This window comes from Synechococcus sp. Minos11 (assembly GCF_014279855.1).
Lineage (GTDB): Bacteria > Cyanobacteriota > Cyanobacteriia > PCC-6307 > Cyanobiaceae > RCC307.
Map to the genome: position 1 here is coordinate 1,767,293 of NZ_CP047953.1, position 18,792 is coordinate 1,786,084.

Here is an 18,792-nt window from a genome sequence, read left to right on the forward strand (position 1 = left end):
CGAATGGCCCAAGACCGAGCTGGCCAGATGGAATCTCTGATTCAAAGCTATGCAACGACGTCAACAGACCACAAGAAAGAAGGCAATGAGTCAACAGATACTGGTGAATCTCTGAAACCAAAGAACTACCAGCAGGGATACTTTCCACAAGACTTAACTGCTCAACTTTTCTCCTATTAGGCGGGCGGTTGCCCCTCGGGTCACCCCAAAACAAGGATGCCAAATGCTTTGGCCTGAGGTACACCGCAATCACGACCGATGGGATGATGGTCCCAGGCATCTCCTATCAGACCCTCAACGCGCCTCACCAAAACACTGCGGCAGATCGCACACGTCGCAGAGCGTAAGTCATCAGGCCTGCCCCCTATAAGCCTCATTGAGTGTCACCCTTGGAAGACCAATGCTGAAATTGAAGGTTCTCCCTATCAAGAATTGTCGAGTCATTATTATTTGAGTTATTAACCATTTCCCATTCCAACGCATTTTTCATCATCTCAAGAAAGTCAGAATACTTCCTGGAAAGATCTTCAGTATGTGGATTCGATACACTCCAGATTCCATAATGACTAATACCCAAGGCAAGCTGGTCCGAAAAGGCCTGCTTGCAAGGGTGAACTCCATTTTCCTGCATAAACACCTCAATCACCTAACCAATATCTAACACAGTCGTCAATTGAGACCCCCGGAAACCGAACGCAGATAGCCGAGAGGATTATGGGGCCTTGCTCACATGCCCAGAAGGCATCTTCAAGAGCGAGTTTTCACCTAAAAGTCCTTGACCCACCCCATGCTTCATGAGAAATTCTTGAATTAGCGTAAATAGCCTGACCTGAGTTACATTTTAAGCTCTCACTAATTTCAAAAGCTCACAACAATCAATCAACTGATTTAAAAGCAGTCGTGTCTCTTCCATCACTTGGCAACACTTGATCTCTGAGCCTCAAATCTGCAGCAAGAACCCCCAGACGCAGCACCAGGAGTGAGCAAGCCAAAATGGAACCCATTCCAACAACATGGGAAACCCTTGTTGAAAGGTATGGATTACGCCCGCACAAAAGTTTGGTTGTGGTTTAAAGGTGGCCTGAACGGCAGCGAATGGCGTAGCGGGTTTGTGGCCAGCACCACAGAGAAAGGGATCCTCTGTCAACACGTTGATTTCAAGGATTGCGTGATGCTGGAGTGGCGGATCAGTCGAGAGGAACCAACCACCTAAAAAAAATGCCGCCCATTCCTAATGGTGCGGCTTGGATCATTACATAAAGCCTCGGCCTAAGCAGATGCACTCCTTGTTGGCCCCTTGGGCATTAGCAGTTCTGCTAGTACCCAAGTTGATTTAAAGACCAAGGAACATCGCAGGAATTCGGTCTAACGCATGAATGCCAGCCATTTGCGAGAGAACGTTGACGAGCATTCCAGCCAGGTGCGCCCCACCCACTAGAGCAAGACCACGCCAAAGCTTTTCATAGTTAGCAGGCGGTCCACTTTTCCAAGTTGAAGATTGAGTCATCACGAAGAAAGTTTCTATAGACAATCCTGACTACTGGAGTGCTCCCCACCGGACTTTTGTAACGCATCTCTGCATCACCTCATGATCACACCCGTGCTTGTTGGCGGTCGATTAGCAGCAAGGAAGAACAGGATCACCCGGCTCGACCAACCCGAGCCGGACCCGAAAAGGCTTTGGAAGCTCAGACGAGAGGCAACCATCACATCACCTGGCAGCCAATAAAAAAGCGGCTCACTCCTTGATTAACCGCCAACGAAGCCAAAGCTTCCCTTGATAAAAACTGGCTTTTTGCTCACGGCAAAGCCATACCAGGAGCTAGCAATGGGTGACAGAGTTCCGAGCATGGGCTCTGTCGCTCCTTGGGCCTAGAGGTGGGCGCCAAGGATTTTCTACTCGACATCCCAAAGAGAGCCATCGAGCCGCAATGGTGGTTCATGGAACTTTGGCGTGCTTCATCAAGATTGGCGTGCTGAAAAGCTTGGATTTGGCCAGCCTCATGACCGCTAGGGGCTCAACCACGCAGCACCTCTTGAAGACCATGCCCCCAATCCAGGGGATTCATTTCGATTGGATTGCGCATTGCAAGGGATGCGCTGCTTGCGGCACCTGAGCCACGCTGTAGGCATCCGAGACACGCCGATGTTCATCGTTGTTTCTGCCGCCGTGGCCGCTGTTGTCTCCATCGCCGCTGCATTCGCCTTTCGACTTGTCGCCCAAGGGCTAAACGCCGGCCAGCAGCGCTAACTCACGCAACGCTGGCGGCAGAATTTTCTATCGTTAACGACCGCTACGGCTCGATGACGATCCCTTTCGGCGAGCCTGAGCCGTCGGACGATCTTTTGAACCAATCCATGTGGTCAACGCGCCTAAGGCGCTGGCTGGACACTCGCTTGAGGACCTTGGCGGCAGACCAGAGAATTCAAGATGCCAGGGCTCTGCGCAATGAATTTGTGCTCGATTGATCAGACAGCCAAAACGAGCAGCGCCAGCTAAAAATAGTACAGAACTACTATCCTTAGTGATGCCAGACAAAGCCTGGGACCAAGGCTTCCTCATGCCTGAGCTACCAGCCGAACAACCATGGAAGCGCTGCCTTTACTGCGCAGGCTTTGAGCTCTGGCAGGGAACGCTAGCCAGCTGCCAAACCAGAAAAATGGTGCTGGCGCCGAAGGCCCATTACAACCGCCGCTGCAACAGCTGGGCACCGAATGCCTACTGCAAAGCGAGGCCCGACTGGAGCGCCGAACCGGCCGCCACGATCATTGCTGGCCACCACTGAGAGGGATAAAAGCAAACAAAACAAAGCCCCCGCCTAGGCGGGGGCAAAGCGCGGCCTGAAGGCCATTGGCTCAGTCGCGCTGCTTTTTGAAAGCTGGAAGATCCGAAGGCTGACGCAAGACGAAGACGACAGCAGCAGTGATAACGACAGTGACGGCAATTAGGCCATAGATGGCCAAGGTGTAGTCGGTCATCAGTTGCAGCCGAAGGCGCCAAGGGTGATCTGGCTGACGATGCCGTGCCCCGTAATGGCTTCCGTCAGCACACCGATGACAAAACCGAGCATGGCCGCGCGGCCATTGAGCAGCTCAGCCTTCTCAAGTCGCTCTGACTTGATTTGGGCAGCAGCAGCATCTTGATACCAGCTATCAGTAGAAGCGGATGAGGTCATCTGAATTGTGCAGATGAAGAAATGTTAACGCATGTGTGACAAAGCGCTAAGCAGCTTGGCTGAGCAGCGTGTGACTCAGGAGTCTTTAAAAATCCGCTCCAACGAGCGCTTGAACTCCCTCTCGCTCATGGGCCTGGCCAAGTCGCGCTGGCGGTTGCGGCGCAAGGTGCTGCCAATCCACCAAAGCTGGAGTCCAGCAAACACAAGGGCCAACAAGCCCAGCTGCCAATAGCCCGCACTCAACTGATCCATCGGCTCAGCCTGCTCGATCGCCAGCCGGAATCAGACAAAAAAAAGGAAGGCCCTCCCACAGGCCCCCCAAGCGCTCGACGCATCCCCGGTTTCCCGCCAGGGATGCGTCCATTTTTAGGCCATGAAATGAACTTTATTGTCAGATCGGGCACGGTTTAGGGATTAACTCTTACCAAAACCAAAACAGAGGACCAACAACCCACAGCCAGAGCAAGGCCGCGCCAGCATGTAACGGAATCGTTACAAACTAATGACTCTTGGCGAAGTGTTCTTGGAGTCGATCTCCACAGGCGTGATCACCATCCAAGAGATGGCCTGGGTGGGTGCACACCAAGACAATTTCAGCCGCGCCGAAGTCGCGACAGCCGTCCGACTGGGCCGCTTGATCGATGAAGGGCAGGTCAACCTTGGCTGCCGCGTCGCCTAGTCAAGTGCTGTTTTGTGTCTGGGAGCCACAGCCAGATCGGAGCTTGGCAAGCATGGTTTAAGCCGAACGAGATCGTTGAAAAGCAACGCCACCAATCCCGTCGGCCAAGCCGTCGAAACGCTGCTCGCCCGCAGCGTCCAGAGAATTCTGGAGCAAGAAGCAACCGAGCTCCAACAGCAGAAAGTTCTTCTTGCCATGCGCGGGGACACCATGAGCCCTGAGATGGAAATGGCTGTCTTGCAAGCCTGCCAAATCCTGCAGGACACAAGCGAAGAGTTGGCCTGTGAACTGATCAACACAGTTCTGATCCACACCGACGTCTAATCCGCCCTCGCGGTCTTCAACTCTGAGACTTGAGCTCAGCCTCAGTGAAGTTGTAGCGAACCGGATCACCATTGTTGTCGCTGCACTCAACCCAAAAACGCAGGTCATCTGTGGTGCTGGTGCTGGCCACTTCCACCATGGAGATCACCTGGCAATCCGGATCGGCGGCAGCGGCGTTGGCCGCAAGCTGGCGAAAAGCTTCCACCTCATCAATTCGAGTGGAAAAGCGGTTGATGAGCTCAGGCGCTTGGTCCTCGCTGTACGGGGTGAGAGCCCCAGCCTGGATCGCCGCCTGATGCACCGGAACAGAGGCATCCTCGAGCGGCATTGAGATTTCAGGGTCAGCCTTTGGAGGCTCTGGCGCAACTGGTGGAGCGGAATCTGTGGATTGGTTCGCGCAAGCAACCAGCAGGGCCAAGCCAGCGAGCACCAGTGGATGGTGGATCCTCACAGGGTTAGTGCAGTCCGGGGACACTGCATCATCCCGATCAAGCGCCAACGATGGAAGGGCCTCCCTGCCATTTCAGCGAAGGCATCATTGATTGTGCGCTGAGCTTTTGCAGCCTTCCGAATGAGTCTCTGGGCCTGCTCATGGATTAGGCACTCTTCAGCCTTGTGCTCAAGCCTGCGCCATGGGCAGAGATCGGTAGCTGGAGAGCTGTTCTTCCAACCCGCGATCAATCGTGGCTAAGACGGCCAAGGTTGCAGCTCGTTTTTGACCCCAGACACCACGGCGCTCAGAGATCTCAGCCACCTTGATCTAGTGCGCAGCGGCATGGCTCTTCAAGCCGTTGGCTCCCATGGGCTGAGCTGGAGCGACTGCGAGGAAGCCAGTTGGGTCACCCTGGCAGCGATGGTTGCCTACGACGAAACCTGGGGTGAGCACCTGTTCAGGGAATCGGGGGAACTGCATCACCCGAGCGTCATGGGGCAGCACGGCAAAGGGCAACACCATTGGGTCGAATGGCGCGAAGAGGGTGTCGAACCCTTGGTGATCGATCCTTTGTTCTGCAAGTTTTTGGTGGATGGCTACGACCCCAGAGGGGTTGTTTGGGAACTCAAAGCCTTGCGCTCTAGCTCAGCAGATCCAACGGCATAACGTCGATGGCCGGATCATCGGGACAGAACGCGTCGCGATAAGCCTCAGCCTCTGCTTGCGAGGGAAACGACGCGATGAGATGCCATTGCAAAGAGCCCTCGCAAGCTGTGCCAGAACTCTGAGCCACAGCCCAGGTTTGCTGATCCATCAGTGCCCCTTCAGACAGGGGAAACAATAGTTTTGTGATTCACAAATTCCTGCATCCCAAGCCGGCCCAGTTCACGACCAAAGCCGCTGTCTTTCATCCCGCCAAAAGGAACGCGAGGGTCACTCTTAACAAAATCATTGATTGCGATTGAACCAGATTCGATGCGCTCAGCAGCCAGATGCTGCGCATGGTCTTGCCGTGCGGTGAAGATTGCAGCCCCCAAGCCAAAGCGACTCTCAGCAGCCAGCTCTAAGGCGTGCTCTTCGTCGCTGGCACGAATCAAACTCACAACCGGGCCAAACACCTCATCATCAAAAGCTGGAGTGCCAGGCACAACTCCTTCCAACACGGTTGCCGGATACCACCAACCTGGCTGATCTGGAATCGCTCCACCACGGAGCAAGCGACAACCAGCAGCGATGCTGGCGACAACCTGGGCATGCACCTGGTCGCGAAGATCTTGTCGCGCCAATGGGCCAAGACGGCAAGCTTGCTCTGAGGGATTAGCCAAGGGATAGGTCTCGAGCAGCTTGAGAACCTCACCCCTGAACGCGTCGTAAACCGCATCAACAACGATCAACCGTTTAGCGGCAATACAAACTTGGCCAGAGCAAAGCATCCGGCTTTGCACGCACTTTTGCGCTGCCAGGGCAATGTCAGCATCAGCCAGGACGATGTAAGGGTCTTGACCACCCAATTCGAGAACGCATTTTTTGAGATGAGTGCCAGCCATTGCCGCAACCGCGCGGCCGGCGGCTTCACTCCCAGTCAGGGTCACACCACGTACCAATGGATTCGCAATCACCCTCTCAATCTCAGAGGCGTGGATCGGCAAATTTGTGAGCAGGCCAGCAGGAACGTCGAGTGCTGCGAGAAGTTGGGCAATCGCTCGGCTACAGCCAGGCACATTGGAAGCGCCTTTAAGAAGCATCCCATTTCCCACCATTAAGGCTGGAGCTAAGGCTCGGAACACCTGCCAAAACGGAAAATTCCAAGGCATGATCGCCAAAATGACGCCCAAAGGCCTTGAAACAACTGAGGCGATTGATCCATCCAGTTGAATCTCATCGGCCCGCAAGAAAGCCTCACCTGATTCAGCGAAATAGCGGCATACCCAGGCACATTTATCGATCTCAGCTCCTGCCTCAGCCAGGGGTTTACCCATTTCCCCAGTAATTAATCGTGCGAGGTCATCACGCTGATCCTCAAGCCGGCCTGCCAAGCGCTGAAGAAGTTCAGCCCTCTGCTGGAATCCAACAATCTCCCAAGCTTTATGGGCCCGATGACACCCAAGAACGCTCGTATCGATCTCGTCGAGATCTAGAACCGGGTAGTGGTCGATGGTCAATCCAGTTGCCGGATTGATCGCAACTAACGCTTCACGGAAGGTCATGGAGAGTTTGCGCGACCCCGTGTTAGGCCATCCTGGCAAACAGGATCAGTGATGCGCATCGCCTAGTTACCGATGCCTCCCTTGCACTCGACATCAAGCTGTGGCTGACTCGTGGTTATCGACAAGCACAGGCAGATGAGCGAACTGCAGATTGCCTTGAATCAAGTAGACGTCGCCATCGCCGAGCATCAGAGTCTGGTGGATGGCCTCTTTGACGACGGACATCGCCGGCTCTGGGAGACAGCCAGCCGCAAGCTGCAATCCCTGCGGACGATTCGCCGTGAACTACAAAGCGAATTGGCCGGTAGCAAGGGTTAAGGTCTGAGCGACTGGAGCTCTGACCATGAATGGTGACTACACAGTGGCCATCTGGGCCACGATCGGTTTAACCGTGCTGTTCACTGTTCCTGTGGTGTGGCAGTTTCTGCAACCCAACGACGATGATTTCGGCGACATCACCAAACGACCCAAGTAAGTGCAAGCCCAGCTTTGCGCTGGTGGTCGTTAATCCAAGTCGCTGTCTTGGAATTGCTCAGACACGCTCAGCAATTGAGCCGTGCAGGCCCGCATGGCATCAGCTACAGCAGCTGATTGGGTGTGATCTTCAAGCCCAACGGTGCTTTCAATCGCGACGGCCACCAAAGCCTGCAACGCGTCAGCCAAGTCAGGGTTCATCGCTCAGATTGCAGTTTGCGCCCGCTCAATTTTGCGCTGCGCCTTCTCCGCTTTGCGGATGATCGTCTGGGCCTGATCGCGGCTCAGACAGAGCTCTGCCCGCTCTTTGAGCATGACCAGCTTTCGCTGCTGCTTCTCCAGATTCAAAGAATTTGTTGATTAATGATTGATTAAGGTTAACGCGAATTGCCGTGCTCCACGACCAGCCAGCGACACAGCAACAAAAAAGCCCCCGCCGAAGCGGGGGCCATGGTGGTTCAGCCTTAAGGCCTAATCACTTGGCGTAAGACACGCCGCGGTAGGTCAGGGCAGGCTTTTGCTGATCAACAGCAGCTTTCGATTGGATGTACTGCTGGCCGCGATAGGTCAGGGTCATGGGAGGTTCCTCTGAGTCAGTCCAGGTCCCCGTTCCATGGCCTGGATCGAACTGCGCCTCACCGGAGCGAGGTGAACGTGCTGTAGCGGTTGCTACACACACTTTTTATCGGCTTGGAACATCCCTCTGTCGTTCAGTGCGATACACAACGTAAAAATTGGCCACAATCGCCGAAACATCACCATGTCCAACGACGCTGGCGACATCGAGTCGTTCACGCTCACTGGCCTCCTCAAGCAGGAAGCTCAGGCCCGCAGCCAAGGATCGGGGATCCCAACCACAGCGCTATTAGGGGAATGGTCACCCCAACGGCTTTGGAGCAAAGGAGAGTCCCACGAGAGCCAAAGCCAAACCAAAGTGCTGCGATGGCTGAACGCCCGCCTCTCGATCAGCGGCGCCCATGAGGATCAACCCAGTGATTTCAACATCTGCAACGCCGTCAGCCTGGGCCCCCTGAAGCTGCGCTTCAACGGACCTGGCTGGCTGCAGGGCAAACGGCCCTTGCTGTGCTTTCGCTTCGAGACGCTCACCCTGGAACTTGGCGGAACAACCCTGCTGCAACGACCACTTCCAGCACCCAAACCCAAGCGAACTCCGTTTTTTGCCTTGATTGCCGCTCAACAGGACCAATGGCTTGTCGCCAGGGGGCGGGGCGGCGGCTTGGCGCTATGGAGCGCAGCAAAAAACCCCTAACAAAGCAGGGGCAAAGCGATTCGGCAGCAGCTGCAGCTCAAGCGGCGCGCCGGTCCTCAAAGAGCTCAACCACGTTGGAGCTGCCTCCATTGACCGACTGCTGCGCTTGGAACACCCGAGTCCGGTAGGTGTTGCCGCGATAGGTCAGCAGACGGGACTGCCCTCCAAAAGCCTTTTCACCGCTGTGCTGGCAAGTGCGGTACTGCAGATCGGACATGAGAGGAAACGCCGGAGCTGAGGTTGTACGAGGCCAGCCCCTAACGAGGGAGTTCAGGCGAAAACACAACAGCAAGGCCTGATCACCCAACGCCCATGGATATCGAAACCAAATCTCAACAGCGGAATCACCGGCCCATCGCCTCTTGCTGACTCGCCCAGGCATTAGGCGATGCGGCATCAAGCAATTGATCCGCCGCCGCTCAGCGGCGCTCCTCGTCGGTCAAGTATTCAGCGATGATCGGAGACTCCTGGCCGCTCTCCAGGGCCTCGATATCGCGCTTGATGTTGTCGATAAACAACTGATTCCCGTTTTTCTCAGCAAGCGCCAGGACCATCTTCAACTTCGACAATTGCTCCTCTTTGGGATCAACCATGGCGGGCAAGAAAGCGCCAACATCATGGCGCCGCAGAATGCCAAAAAGACAAAAAAAGCCCCGGGCTAGCCGGGACGTCTCGCATTGAAATCATTAAGCCAAGCCCAATCTCCTTAAGGCGCCTCACTTAAACTTTTCATAATCAAGCATGCTTGATGACATCAGCCTCTTTTGATTTATGAATCACGACGAGCGCTGGTTGGTGATGGCGCCAACAGACAGCGAGGGCATCTACCGGGAAGTCGCCACCTTCAGCAGCGAGGCAGATGCCGCTGAGTTTTGCGAGCAAGAAGGTGATGGGGACTGGCAGGTGCTCGATGCCTCTGAGATGGACGTTGAGTAAGCAAGCGCTGCCAAAGCTCGGTTCAAAGCAGGGGTTATTGCTTGGGCTGGAACTGCTTAGGAATCGAGCGAAGGTAAGCCTCCGGGCCACTGAGATCTGACTGCAGGCTTTGAGGGAGTTCAGGCAATTCCATCCGAGGTTCCCTGCCCTCAAGAGCAGCCTTGAGGGACTCCACCATCAAGGGATTGCCCTTGTCCTGGATGGCAGCCAAAGCTGCCTGCAAACGCTGTTGGCGTGACACTCCACCAGTGCCATCAGTGACAGCAGTTGTTGTGGTGTCTGCTGCACGCACGCTGTCGAGTTGGCGCGCCAGGTTTTCCCAGAGCAAAGGCATGGGGCACTCTCAGATCACTTCAGACTAAAGAAGCCAGTTGTTGTGGGCCAATCAGCCAGCATGGAGGCCTGACCAGGGCTGGATAACGGATTGATGACCACCAAAGTGTTCCTAACCCCAGATCCGGTTCCCCTACTAGAAAGCCATGGACAGAGCCTGATCGCCCTAGTTCCAAACCACGTGATCGACGAACTGCAGCACGATCGCGATGAGCAGCTGCAGCATGTGCTGGAGAGCGTTACGCAACGCGGCGGGCAGTGCTTGCCTACCCCTTGGACCCCCCACGATGAGCAGTGCCATGCGATTGCACTGCAATGGAGTGATGCAACCGCCCCCCACAGGCTCGATAGCGACTGTCAGCCGGTGATGGGTGACGAGATGGCAGCCCAAAGCGGCGAGCTAGTGCGGCTGGCCATGCTGCAAAAGCCCTATTTGCAGCAAGACGGGATGGGCTGCGGAACGGTGCTCCGCTTGATCGGAATTCAGTACTGCAGCGCCCCATCAACACCAAGGGAGCCCAGCTTTGGAGCGGTCGCTGAGCTGTTTCGACAAAGCTCTGTGAACCGCTCCGCTGGCGAGACATTGCTGCGCTCGCAATTTGTGGCGTCGTTTTTATGAGCGTCAGCCAAAGGGCTTATTCAGCAGCCAGAGCACCACAGCAAAGACCAGGGCGGTGATTGCCGAGTTGCGGTTGATGCAAGCGATTTTGCCTGTGAGTGCAGCGCCATAGGCAGCTCCATACACCACGCAAAAAATCACGGTGTAGAGCAGCAACAAAAAGGGATTCATCACAGACAAGGGCCAAGACGCCTGTCATAGCTCTGGGTTAGAGCTTGCAGGCACCCTCTGGTGGCAAGCCAGCCCACTGCAAGAGCTCGGGCCAACTACGCAGCCGCTCAAAAATCCAACGGTGGCCGTCACTATTGCAATGCAAACCATCGGGACTGAGGCGGGCAAGCCATTGCGCTCCAACGGCATCGCCATCCCACAAGCGCAAAAACGGCACGTCCTTCTCAAGGCAGGCCTCTTCGATCAAGCGATTCGCTCGCGCCACATCGCCATTGCCATACCAAAGGCAGCCGGCATAGGGCATGGCCTCTTCATTCACAGGCGTTAGTCCCAACACAAACACCGGGGCCAGTTGCACCGCTTGGCTGAGCAACTGCTCCCAACCAAACAGGAAAGCCTCAGGCTCCAATTGCAAGCGGCCATCGCAGCGACCCACCCGGGCGCAATCATTGAGGCCAACGCCCAACAACATCCCTTGAGGCTGCTGACGCCTTAGTTCTCCACGCACGTTGAACTCCTGCTGGAGTCTGGCGGCCACCCGCTCCAGCCCATCGCCGCGAACGCCCAGGTTGTAAACCACCGGGGCTTGGGGCCTGGGCATCCAATGGCAGCGCAACCGCTCTGCCCATCCACCAGCCTCAAGATCACCCCAGCCGAAAACACCGCTATCACCAAGTGCAATCAGCTTGGGGGGAACCTCCATCAGCACCAGCTCGCGCGAGGGCTGATGTTACGGAGCCGAATTCATCCAACTGGATCTAACGGGCTGAGCCGCTGGCAGCGGGCTGGTGCCAAGGGGCCGGCTGGGCCCGGCCCACCTCCATCTTGGGCTTGGGAGCCAAAGGCACATTGACCAATCGGGTTTGGCGGCCCTGCGAACCAGCCAAGGCCAGGTCATCGCGCAGGGATGCGGAGCAGCTCAACAAGCGCGACCAGCACGGCAATTGCAGCGACACCGGTTGCTGTAGGAACTGATGCATCCCCGGGCGGATCAAATTGGCAAATTCATGCACAGCCAACTCTTCGCCATGGCGGTCGTAGGGCAGGCCATTGACGCTGGAATCCAAGCCGTGCTGACGCACGCGATCTTCACCAACGCGGCGATAGAGAACCTCCAGGGCAGGCACATGGGCCTCAGCCAAGGCCACACCTTCGTGCTCCATCAAGCCCCGAAGCACCGTGGAGAGAATCTCGCCGCACATCCGCTGCAAGCCCTCTTTGGGCGTGTTGCCGAGCTCTTTGTGCTTGTGATCGAACAAGCCCAAATCCACCTGTGCAATCCGGCTAATGGCGACCTGGCGATAGACCTCTGAGAGCAAGCCCACTTCCAATCCCCAATCACTAGGGATGCGCAGGTTCATGGCCAAATCAGTGGTGAACGCGAATTCACCGGCCAAGGGGTAGCGGAACGCGCGCAAATAGCGCAGATAGTTGAGCTCACCCAACATCCGCTCAAGGCTGACCAGAAGCGGATTCACAAATAAGCGCGTCGCGCGGCCCTGCAAGGCACGAGTTTCCAGCGACAGGCGGCTGTAAAAGGCTTTGACGTAGGCGATGCCTTGGGAGGGGTCGAGCAAGGGCGCCAGCATCCGAGCCGGGTATTGCGGGGAGAAGGTGCGGATGTCGGCATCAAACAGGCCAACCACCTCGGCTTGACGGGTGGCAACCCCAAGCCCCTGCCAAACAGCCCAACCCTTGCCAGGTGGGCCCATCACCTCGAGATTGAACTCTTGCAGCGAGGCGAGCAGCTCCTTCACCGCCGGCCCATTGGTCCAGTGCACCCGCACGGGGAAGGGCATATCGGCGAAGAACGCCTCCGCCTGCAACACCTCTTCAGCCGTTCCAGCCGAGAGGGCGATGACCAGCTCCTGCAGGCCATCGAGCTCGCGCAGCACCTCACGGATCAGCCCCAGTGCCGGCCGGCTGAATTCCTCCATCAAACAGGGGATCAGCAGGCTTGTCGGCCGCTGCTGCAATCCCCGACGCAACAGGCCGGCCGCATCAGCGTCGGTGCCGTAGTCATGGATGCTGGTGATGGGCCCCTGCTGGAAATCCACTCGATAGTTCGTGCGACAACAGCGATGAGCTCATTTCTCCATACCGTGTAGGCAAGAAATGGAGGAGTGAATGCAGGGGAGTGCCCTACACAGCGGCCAATTGGACGCACTCCTTGGAGAGCTCTATCGGGAGGAGTCTTCCGAGTTCATCCAAGAACTGTCGTCGCAATTGCTGCAATCTCTGCAAACCAGCACAAAGCAGATAACCGAGCAACAACCCCGTTGGGATGCCAGCACCGCCGTTCTGATCACCTACGCCAACACCTTGCAACGAGATGGCGAAAGGGGCCTAACAACGCTCAAAGGCATTCTGAACACCCACTTCAGCGCTCTCGATGGTGTGGTGCATGTGTTGCCCTTCCTCAAGGCCAGTAGCGATGGCGGCTTTGCGGTAGCCAGCCATAGCGAACTGGAGCCAGGCTTTGGCGAATGGACCGATCTCGCTGCACTCGCCGAAGGGCGAACGGTGATGGCCGATCTGGTCTTGAACCATGTCTCTGCCTCCCATCCCTGGGTGCTGCAATTTCTGCAGCGCAGCGAGCCTGGGCGGAGCTGCATCCTGGCTCCCGATCCAGAGGCAGGCTGGGCCAATGTGATCCGCCCACGCAGCACCAGCCTGTTCACCACCTTGGCCACCGACGATGGGCCGAGGCCGGTGTGGAGCACCTTTGGCCCTGATCAACTCGATCTCGATTGGAGCGAGCCCCAGGTGTTGCTGGGCTTCAGCGAACTGCTGGGCCGGCTGAGCCGCCATGGGGTGAGCTGGCTTCGCCTCGATGCCGTGGGATTTGTGTGGAAGGAAGAGGGCACCACATGCCTGCATCGCCCGCAGGCCTACACAGTGGTTCGCATCCTGCGGCAACTGCTGGAGACAGTCAGTAGCCGGGGCGTTGTGGTGACCGAAACCAACGTTCCCGAGCAGGAGAACCTCTCTTATCTGCGCAGCGGCAACGATGCCCATCTGGCTTACAACTTCCCGCTGCCTCCGCTGCTCGTTGAGGCCCTGATCAGCCGCCGCGCCGACCTGCTGAATCAATGGCTCGCGCGCTGGCCAGAGCTCCCAGCTGGCACGAGCCTGCTGAATTTCAGCGCCTGCCATGACGGCATTGGCTTGCGTCCACTCGAAGGCCTGATGCCTCCTGCACGAGTGCATGAGCTGCTGGTGGCCTGTGAGCGCCGTGGTGGCCTGGTCAGCCACCGGCGCCTCGCGAGCGGCAAGGAATCGCCCTACGAGATCAACATCAGCTGGTGGAGCGCCATGGCTGATGGCGGCGTGGATCCCTCCCATCTCCAGCTGCAACGCTTCCTACTGAGCCAGCTGCTGGTGATGGCCCTGCCAGGGGTGCCAGCGTTTTATTTGCCGGCGTTAGTAGCGGCTGCCAACGACATGAAGCAGTTCCGCAGCACTGGGCATCGCCGCGATCTCAATCGCCCCAAATTTCAAGCGGAACGCTTGGAACGCCAACTCGCTGATCCCGACCAACCGGCCAGCAAAATTTTGAAGCGGCTGCAAGCAGCGATGGAGCTGCGCAGCCAGCGTCCGGCGATGGATCCTGAAGCGCCGATGGAGTTGCTGAGCAGCGATCGCAGTGATGTGGTGATCTTGAAGCGTGGAACACCAAGCCAGGCGCTCTGGGCCGTGCACAATTTCAGCAACCGCAGGTTGAGCTTCCCCTTGGCCAAGAGGCTGCAACTCCCAACAGATACGGCCAAGCTCAGCTGGTCTGACGCGCTCAGTGGCTCCACGATCGGTGGCCCTTATCTCGAGTTGGAGCCGTTTGCCGTGCATTGGCTGGAGCTGGGTTGATGACGCGCTGGGTGGTGACCGATCTCGACGGCACGTTGCTGGATCACAGCTACAGCTGGGAGCCGGCTCGCAGCACCATTTCCGCACTGAAGCAACAAGGGATTTTGGTGATCCCCTGCACCAGCAAAACCGCTGAAGAAGTGCGGGCATTTCGCCAAGACGCTGGCCTGAGCGATCCATTCATCGTCGAAAACGGCGGAGCCATCTATGGCAACAACGCCGATGGCAGCGAATGGGTGGTGCCTTTAGGGGCAGCCCACAGCATCTTGAGGCCGCAATTGGATGAGCTCAGCCAGGCATTAGGCCATGAGCTGGTGGCCCTGGAAGATCTCAGCGCGGAGCAAGGCGAGGCTTTAACAGGCTTGCGCGGTGAGGCGCTTGCTTCAGCGCAGCGCCGCCAATGGAGCGTTCCCTTTCTCACAGCCCCTGAAGCCCTGCGCGAACCACTGCGGCAGTTGGCGGCTCAGCATGAGCTGCTGATTGTGCAAGGCAATCGCATGAGCCATTTGCTCAGTGGCGGCAGCCACAAGGGCCGCGCGGTGGAGGTACTCAAACAGCATTTGCAACAACCCGATGTTGCGGTGCTTGGGCTTGGCGACTCTCCCAATGATTTGCCCCTGCTCGAAGCGGTAGATCAAGCCGTTGTAGTGCCAGGCGCCCAAGGGCCACACCCGGTGTTCCAAGAGGCCATCGCCAGTGGCCGTTTTCAGTTAGCACCAGCTCCCCATGGCGAAGGTTGGGCGCGTGCTGTTAGCTCCTGGCTCGCCAATGAAAGCCGATAGCCAAACAACAAAAAGCCCCCTCCGAGGAGGGGGCTTTCCGATTCAGTTGATCTGAATCGTTTGTTGATTCCAGATCAACCGATGGCAGGAGCCTGGAGAGCCACAGGGGCGCTCTCGGCAGCAGCCAGGTCGAGGGGGAAGTTGTGAGCGTTGCGCTCGTGCATCACTTCCATGCCGAGGCCGGCACGGTTGAGGATGTCAGCCCAAGTGTTCAGCACACGACCCTGGGAATCCAGGATGGACTGGTTGAAGTTGAAGCCGTTCAGGTTGAAGGCCATCGTGCTCACGCCAAGGGCGGTGAACCAGATGCCAACCACAGGCCAGGCAGCCAGGAAGAAGTGAAGGCTGCGGCTGTTGTTGAACGAGGCGTATTGGAAGATCAGGCGACCGAAGTAACCGTGGGCAGCCACGATGTTGTAGGTCTCTTCCTCTTGGCCGAACTTGTAGCCGTAGTTCTGGGACTCGCTCTCGGTGGTTTCACGCACCAGGGAGGAGGTCACCAGGGAGCCGTGCATCGCGGAGAACAAGCTGCCGCCGAAGACGCCTGCCACACCCAGCATGTGGAAGGGGTGCATCAGGATGTTGTGCTCGGCCTGGAACACCAGCATGTAGTTGAAGGTGCCAGAGATGCCCAGGGGCATCGCGTCAGAGAAAGAACCCTGACCGAAGGGGTAAACCAGGAACACTGCAGAAGCAGCAGCCACAGGGGCGCTGTAAGCAATGCAGATCCAAGGGCGCATGCCCAAGCGGTAGGAGAGTTCCCACTCACGGCCCATGTAGGCGTAGATGCCGATGAGGAAGTGGAAGATCACCAGCTGGAAAGGACCGCCGTTGTACAGCCACTCATCGAGGGAAGCGGCTTCCCAGATGGGATAGAAGTGCAGGCCAATGGCGTTGCTGGAAGGAACAACAGCACCGGAGATGATGTTGTTGCCGTAAAGCAGGGAGCCGGCGACAGGCTCGCGGATGCCGTCGATATCAACCGGGGGAGCGGCGATGAAGGCAACGATGAAGCAGGTGGTGGCAGCCAGCAGAGTCGGGATCATCAGAACACCGAACCAACCCACATAGAGGCGGTTGTCGGTGCTGGTGACCCACTCGCAGAACTGCTGCCACGCAGAGGCGCCGGAGCGCTGCTGAATGGTGGTTTGCATGAGTCCGTGAGGGAATCAGTAAGTAGGGCGGGATTACCGCTCCGCCGATTGTAACGAAAGATTGCCCAGTGTGTGGTTTTTCTAAGGAGCGTCGGCTTGGCCATAGCTCAATCCCGTGAATTGCCGCTCCACAGCTGCGATTTGCTCGCCACTCAACAGGGGTGGCTCCCCCAGTAAACGGGCCTGCAGATACATCCGCGCCAAGGTTTCCACCTCAATCGCCAAAGCGAGCGCTTGAGGAAGCGAGGCCCCCAAGCTCACCTGGCCGTGATGTGCCATCAGACAAGCGCGGCGGTCTTGCAACGCAGCCAACGCCAAATCCGAGAGCTGCTGGGTGCCGAAGGTGGCGTAGTCCGCGCAGCGGATATCAGCTCCTCCAGCGGCCACAACCATGTAGTGAAAACTGGGAATCGCCATCCCATGACAAGCCAGGGCCGTGGCATGGACCGAATGGCAATGCACCACGGCTTCGGCATCGGGGCGATGACGCAACAAATCAGCGTGCAAGCGCCACTCCGATGACGGCCGCCGTTGGTCCGCCACCAGGGACTCACCCTCAAAGCTGATGGCCACCAGGTCAGGAGCCTCCATCTGCTCATAGGGGAGCGAACTGGGCGTAATCAGCAGCCCGCCATCAATACGCAGCGAGAGGTTGCCGCTGGTGCCTTGATTCACTCCGCAGGCATTCATCTGCCGGGCCACCTCCACCAGCTGTTGGCGTTGCTGCTGCACCGGCTCGGCTTCCACTGCGCCCATGGCTAGCACCACAGCTGCGGCTGCCGCTCACGGGGCAAATACAACGGATGCAAGGGAGCTCCCTGACGGCTCAGCCCAAGGCAATGCCAGGGGCCCAGCTGTACTCGCACCGACTCGGCGCGGTTGAGCCAGTCCCCCTTGGTGCCCCAAGCCGCCAGCACCAGATCGGCCCCATCAGCCAACTGCTGCAGCCAGTGGTCGTTGTCGGGGCCAATCGGATCGTGAACACGCAGCAACTGGGCCGGATCGCGAGCGCGCCAAGCAAACAAATTGGCCAGGCGGAGGCCCTGAAAGCCCCAGCGCTGGGCAAAGCCAATGCAGCGCCGCAAGGTTGGATCATCAAAGCGGGCATCGGCCCGGCTGGGGTTGAGCCCCACCACCAACAGCTCGCCGCGGCCCTTACGCCAGCGACGGCGCAGCGCGTAGCGATAACGCCCACAGGCGCTCATCACCGCATCGGCCTCAAGCCACGGTTCCATACAAACCTCGAAGGCCCGCTTCGCTGGCCGCTGCCACACCGCGTTCGGTGATCAAGGCCGTCACCAGGCGGGCTGGGGTGACATCAAAGGCAGGGTTAAACGCCGGGCTTCCCTCGGGGATCAAGGCGAGGTCCTGAATGTGGCTCACCTCCCGCGGCGAGCGGGCCTCAATCGGCACCTCAGCCACCCCATCAGCCAAGGTCCAATCAATGGTTGAAGCCGGCAGCGCCACATAAAAGGGCACCTGGTTGTCGTGAGCCGCGAGCGCTTTGAGGTAGGTGCCGATCTTGTTGCAGACGTCGCCGCGGGAGGTGGTGCGGTCGGTTCCAACGATCACGGCATCCACCTGGCCGTGCTGCATCAAGTGGCCGCCGGCGTTATCGACAATGACCGTGTGGGGGACACCCTCGCGCCCCAACTCAAAGGCGGTGAGGCTGGCGCCCTGATTGCGAGGGCGGGTTTCATCCACCCAGACATGAATGTTGAGACCGGCGCGGTGGGCTTTGTAGATCGGAGCCAAGGCCGTGCCCCAATCAACTGTGGCGAGCCAACCGGCATTGCAATGGGTCAGCACCTGGAACGGTTCGCTCTGGCGCTCAGCAGGGCGCGCCGCGGCCAGCTGTTGAAACAGCTTCAAGCCGTGCTCTCCAATGGCTTCGCACATCGCCACGTCCTCATCCGCGATGCGGGCTGCCTCCTGGCGAGCGGCTTCGGCCCGCTGCTCCGGCGGCAACGCCATCACCAGATCGCGCACACGGTCGAGCGCCCACTGCAGGTTCACCGCTGTTGGGCGCGTCGACAACAACAAGGCATGGGCCGTCGCCAAAGCCGAATCACTGGGGTCGGCCTGCAACGCCAACATCAAGCCGTAGGCGCCAGTCACCCCAATTAAGGGGGCTCCACGCACCACCATCGTGCTGATCGCCTCCGCCGCCTGCTGGCAGCTGCTCAAGGTTTTGGTGCCAAAGCTGTAGGGCAAGGCGGTCTGGTCAATCACCCAGACCGAGCGGCCATTCGGTTCCAGGCCAATCGTGCGCCAAGGGCGGCCATCAATATTCATCCGCGAAGCATCCATTGCGCCGCTGCCATGCTGCCTGCCAACCGGAATGGCAATCTGCCCGCAGCGCTCCCGATG

31 protein-coding genes are annotated in these 18,792 nt (G+C 57.9%); 12 read left to right on the top strand and 19 right to left on the bottom strand.

Annotated features, from left to right (window positions below; genetic code table 11):
• Nucleotides 1–979 precede the first annotated feature (979 nt).
• Both SynMINOS11_RS09950 and SynMINOS11_RS12995 read left to right on the top strand, forming a co-directional pair.
• Nucleotides 980–1,213 (top strand): hypothetical protein, encoded by a 234-nt coding sequence (locus tag SynMINOS11_RS09950; protein WP_186548268.1) that lies wholly within the window; start codon nt 980–982, stop codon nt 1,211–1,213.
• Nucleotides 1,214–2,660: 1,447 nt separating this feature from the next.
• On the top strand, nt 2,661–2,786 hold the full coding sequence (locus SynMINOS11_RS12995) for a hypothetical protein (protein ID WP_255445384.1): 126 nt from the start codon (nt 2,661–2,663) through the stop codon (nt 2,784–2,786).
• Between the two features lie 70 nt (nt 2,787–2,856).
• Here SynMINOS11_RS12995 and SynMINOS11_RS13000 read toward each other — a convergent pair whose 3' ends face one another.
• From SynMINOS11_RS13000 to SynMINOS11_RS09960, 3 genes are all read right to left on the bottom strand, one after another.
• Nucleotides 2,857–2,979 carry a hypothetical protein gene (locus tag SynMINOS11_RS13000; protein WP_255445385.1) on the bottom strand — a complete coding sequence of 41 codons (123 nt, stop codon included), beginning with the start codon at nt 2,977–2,979 and terminating at the stop codon, nt 2,857–2,859.
• A complete protein-coding gene (locus SynMINOS11_RS09955) occupies nt 2,979–3,176 on the bottom strand; it encodes a chlorophyll a/b-binding protein (RefSeq protein WP_011936396.1) in 198 nt (65 codons plus the stop codon). Before SynMINOS11_RS09955 ends, SynMINOS11_RS13000 begins: the two co-directional genes overlap by 1 nt.
• Before the next feature lie 75 nt (nt 3,177–3,251).
• The gene (locus tag SynMINOS11_RS09960) at nt 3,252–3,428 is read right to left on the bottom strand and encodes a hypothetical protein (RefSeq protein ID WP_186548270.1); all 177 of its coding nucleotides are present in this window, start codon (nt 3,426–3,428) and stop codon (nt 3,252–3,254) included.
• Between the two features lie 250 nt (nt 3,429–3,678).
• Here SynMINOS11_RS09960 and SynMINOS11_RS09965 point away from each other — a divergent pair, with 250 nt between their 5' ends.
• Both SynMINOS11_RS09965 and SynMINOS11_RS09970 read left to right on the top strand, forming a co-directional pair.
• Nucleotides 3,679–3,855 carry a hypothetical protein gene (locus tag SynMINOS11_RS09965; protein WP_011936398.1) on the top strand — a complete coding sequence of 59 codons (177 nt, stop codon included), beginning with the start codon at nt 3,679–3,681 and terminating at the stop codon, nt 3,853–3,855.
• Between the two features lie 75 nt (nt 3,856–3,930).
• A complete protein-coding gene (locus SynMINOS11_RS09970; RefSeq protein ID WP_011936399.1) occupies nt 3,931–4,179 on the top strand; it encodes a hypothetical protein in 249 nt (82 codons plus the stop codon).
• Between the two features lie 16 nt (nt 4,180–4,195).
• Here the strand turns inward: SynMINOS11_RS09970 and SynMINOS11_RS09975 are convergent, their stop codons facing one another.
• Together SynMINOS11_RS09975 and SynMINOS11_RS13005 are read right to left on the bottom strand one after the other, a co-directional pair.
• Entirely contained in the window at nt 4,196–4,507 is a 312-nt protein-coding gene (locus SynMINOS11_RS09975) for a hypothetical protein (protein WP_186548272.1), read from the bottom strand.
• Nucleotides 4,508–4,798: 291 nt separating this feature from the next.
• Nucleotides 4,799–4,933, bottom strand: coding sequence for a hypothetical protein (locus SynMINOS11_RS13005; RefSeq protein ID WP_255445386.1), 135 nt, complete (start codon nt 4,931–4,933; stop codon nt 4,799–4,801).
• Between the two features lie 21 nt (nt 4,934–4,954).
• On the opposite strand from SynMINOS11_RS13005, the gene SynMINOS11_RS09980 reads away from it, so the two are divergent.
• Nucleotides 4,955–5,278, top strand: coding sequence for a hypothetical protein (locus tag SynMINOS11_RS09980; RefSeq protein WP_186548274.1), 324 nt, complete (start codon nt 4,955–4,957; stop codon nt 5,276–5,278).
• 158 nt (nt 5,279–5,436) lie between these two features.
• Here the strand turns inward: SynMINOS11_RS09980 and SynMINOS11_RS09985 are convergent, their stop codons facing one another.
• Nucleotides 5,437–6,819: an NAD-dependent succinate-semialdehyde dehydrogenase gene (locus SynMINOS11_RS09985; protein WP_186548276.1), complete on the bottom strand. Its 1,383-nt coding sequence runs from the start codon at nt 6,817–6,819 to the stop codon at nt 5,437–5,439.
• 135 nt (nt 6,820–6,954) lie between these two features.
• Here SynMINOS11_RS09985 and SynMINOS11_RS09990 point away from each other — a divergent pair, with 135 nt between their 5' ends.
• Both SynMINOS11_RS09990 and SynMINOS11_RS13010 read left to right on the top strand, forming a co-directional pair.
• Entirely contained in the window at nt 6,955–7,137 is a 183-nt protein-coding gene (locus SynMINOS11_RS09990; protein ID WP_043737296.1) for a hypothetical protein, read from the top strand.
• A 25-nt stretch (nt 7,138–7,162) separates the two neighbouring features.
• Complete coding sequence (locus SynMINOS11_RS13010; RefSeq protein ID WP_255445387.1) at nt 7,163–7,294, top strand: hypothetical protein; 132 nt, start codon at nt 7,163–7,165, stop codon at nt 7,292–7,294.
• 29 nt (nt 7,295–7,323) lie between these two features.
• Here the strand turns inward: SynMINOS11_RS13010 and SynMINOS11_RS09995 are convergent, their stop codons facing one another.
• The 3 genes from SynMINOS11_RS09995 to SynMINOS11_RS10005 form a co-directional block, all read right to left on the bottom strand.
• A complete protein-coding gene (locus tag SynMINOS11_RS09995; protein ID WP_186548278.1) occupies nt 7,324–7,494 on the bottom strand; it encodes a hypothetical protein in 171 nt (56 codons plus the stop codon).
• A gap of 3 nt (nt 7,495–7,497) precedes the next feature.
• On the bottom strand, nt 7,498–7,641 hold the full coding sequence (locus SynMINOS11_RS10000) for a hypothetical protein (protein WP_011936405.1): 144 nt from the start codon (nt 7,639–7,641) through the stop codon (nt 7,498–7,500).
• Between the two features lie 127 nt (nt 7,642–7,768).
• Nucleotides 7,769–7,870 carry a DUF4278 domain-containing protein gene (locus tag SynMINOS11_RS10005; RefSeq protein ID WP_083831725.1) on the bottom strand — a complete coding sequence of 34 codons (102 nt, stop codon included), beginning with the start codon at nt 7,868–7,870 and terminating at the stop codon, nt 7,769–7,771.
• Nucleotides 7,871–8,053: 183 nt separating this feature from the next.
• Here SynMINOS11_RS10005 and SynMINOS11_RS10010 point away from each other — a divergent pair, with 183 nt between their 5' ends.
• Nucleotides 8,054–8,563 carry a hypothetical protein gene (locus SynMINOS11_RS10010; RefSeq protein ID WP_186548280.1) on the top strand — a complete coding sequence of 170 codons (510 nt, stop codon included), beginning with the start codon at nt 8,054–8,056 and terminating at the stop codon, nt 8,561–8,563.
• A 37-nt stretch (nt 8,564–8,600) separates the two neighbouring features.
• Here the strand turns inward: SynMINOS11_RS10010 and SynMINOS11_RS10015 are convergent, their stop codons facing one another.
• Together SynMINOS11_RS10015 and SynMINOS11_RS10020 are read right to left on the bottom strand one after the other, a co-directional pair.
• A complete protein-coding gene (locus SynMINOS11_RS10015) occupies nt 8,601–8,780 on the bottom strand; it encodes a hypothetical protein (RefSeq protein ID WP_186548282.1) in 180 nt (59 codons plus the stop codon).
• A gap of 202 nt (nt 8,781–8,982) precedes the next feature.
• Nucleotides 8,983–9,156 (bottom strand): hypothetical protein, encoded by a 174-nt coding sequence (locus SynMINOS11_RS10020; protein WP_186548283.1) that lies wholly within the window; start codon nt 9,154–9,156, stop codon nt 8,983–8,985.
• A 178-nt stretch (nt 9,157–9,334) separates the two neighbouring features.
• On the opposite strand from SynMINOS11_RS10020, the gene SynMINOS11_RS10025 reads away from it, so the two are divergent.
• Entirely contained in the window at nt 9,335–9,499 is a 165-nt protein-coding gene (locus tag SynMINOS11_RS10025) for a hypothetical protein (RefSeq protein ID WP_186548285.1), read from the top strand.
• A gap of 34 nt (nt 9,500–9,533) precedes the next feature.
• Here the strand turns inward: SynMINOS11_RS10025 and SynMINOS11_RS10030 are convergent, their stop codons facing one another.
• Nucleotides 9,534–9,833 (bottom strand): hypothetical protein, encoded by a 300-nt coding sequence (locus tag SynMINOS11_RS10030; protein WP_186548287.1) that lies wholly within the window; start codon nt 9,831–9,833, stop codon nt 9,534–9,536.
• 93 nt (nt 9,834–9,926) lie between these two features.
• On the opposite strand from SynMINOS11_RS10030, the gene SynMINOS11_RS10035 reads away from it, so the two are divergent.
• Entirely contained in the window at nt 9,927–10,451 is a 525-nt protein-coding gene (locus SynMINOS11_RS10035; RefSeq protein WP_186548289.1) for a hypothetical protein, read from the top strand.
• 3 nt (nt 10,452–10,454) lie between these two features.
• Here SynMINOS11_RS10035 and SynMINOS11_RS10040 read toward each other — a convergent pair whose 3' ends face one another.
• From SynMINOS11_RS10040 to SynMINOS11_RS10050, 3 genes are read right to left on the bottom strand one after another with little or no spacing between them, the layout of a single operon-like run.
• Nucleotides 10,455–10,622: a hypothetical protein gene (locus SynMINOS11_RS10040; RefSeq protein ID WP_186548291.1), complete on the bottom strand. Its 168-nt coding sequence runs from the start codon at nt 10,620–10,622 to the stop codon at nt 10,455–10,457.
• 37 nt (nt 10,623–10,659) lie between these two features.
• Nucleotides 10,660–11,325 (bottom strand): GDSL-type esterase/lipase family protein, encoded by a 666-nt coding sequence (locus tag SynMINOS11_RS10045; RefSeq protein WP_370586164.1) that lies wholly within the window; start codon nt 11,323–11,325, stop codon nt 10,660–10,662.
• A 55-nt stretch (nt 11,326–11,380) separates the two neighbouring features.
• Nucleotides 11,381–12,679, bottom strand: a complete 1,299-nt coding sequence (locus SynMINOS11_RS10050) for a glycosyl transferase (RefSeq protein WP_186548295.1) — start codon at nt 12,677–12,679, stop codon at nt 11,381–11,383.
• A gap of 70 nt (nt 12,680–12,749) precedes the next feature.
• Here SynMINOS11_RS10050 and SynMINOS11_RS10055 point away from each other — a divergent pair, with 70 nt between their 5' ends.
• Together SynMINOS11_RS10055 and SynMINOS11_RS10060 are read left to right on the top strand one after the other, a co-directional pair.
• Nucleotides 12,750–14,486 carry an alpha-amylase family glycosyl hydrolase gene (locus tag SynMINOS11_RS10055; RefSeq protein ID WP_186548297.1) on the top strand — a complete coding sequence of 579 codons (1,737 nt, stop codon included), beginning with the start codon at nt 12,750–12,752 and terminating at the stop codon, nt 14,484–14,486.
• A complete protein-coding gene (locus tag SynMINOS11_RS10060; protein ID WP_186548299.1) occupies nt 14,486–15,268 on the top strand; it encodes an HAD-IIB family hydrolase in 783 nt (260 codons plus the stop codon). Before SynMINOS11_RS10055 ends, SynMINOS11_RS10060 begins: the two co-directional genes overlap by 1 nt.
• Nucleotides 15,269–15,342: 74 nt before the next feature.
• Here SynMINOS11_RS10060 and psbA read toward each other — a convergent pair whose 3' ends face one another.
• The 4 genes from psbA to mtnA form a co-directional block, all read right to left on the bottom strand.
• On the bottom strand, nt 15,343–16,422 hold the full coding sequence (psbA, locus tag SynMINOS11_RS10065; RefSeq protein ID WP_011935857.1) for a photosystem II q(b) protein: 1,080 nt from the start codon (nt 16,420–16,422) through the stop codon (nt 15,343–15,345).
• Nucleotides 16,423–16,503: 81 nt separating this feature from the next.
• On the bottom strand, nt 16,504–17,178 hold the full coding sequence (locus tag SynMINOS11_RS10070; protein ID WP_186548301.1) for a class II aldolase/adducin family protein: 675 nt from the start codon (nt 17,176–17,178) through the stop codon (nt 16,504–16,506).
• Nucleotides 17,179–17,180: 2 nt separating this feature from the next.
• A complete protein-coding gene (locus SynMINOS11_RS10075; RefSeq protein WP_186548303.1) occupies nt 17,181–17,657 on the bottom strand; it encodes a DUF1643 domain-containing protein in 477 nt (158 codons plus the stop codon).
• Nucleotides 17,641–18,717, bottom strand: a complete 1,077-nt coding sequence (mtnA, locus tag SynMINOS11_RS10080; RefSeq protein WP_043738299.1) for an S-methyl-5-thioribose-1-phosphate isomerase — start codon at nt 18,715–18,717, stop codon at nt 17,641–17,643. Before mtnA ends, SynMINOS11_RS10075 begins: the two co-directional genes overlap by 17 nt.
• Nucleotides 18,718–18,792: the final 75 nt, after the last annotated feature.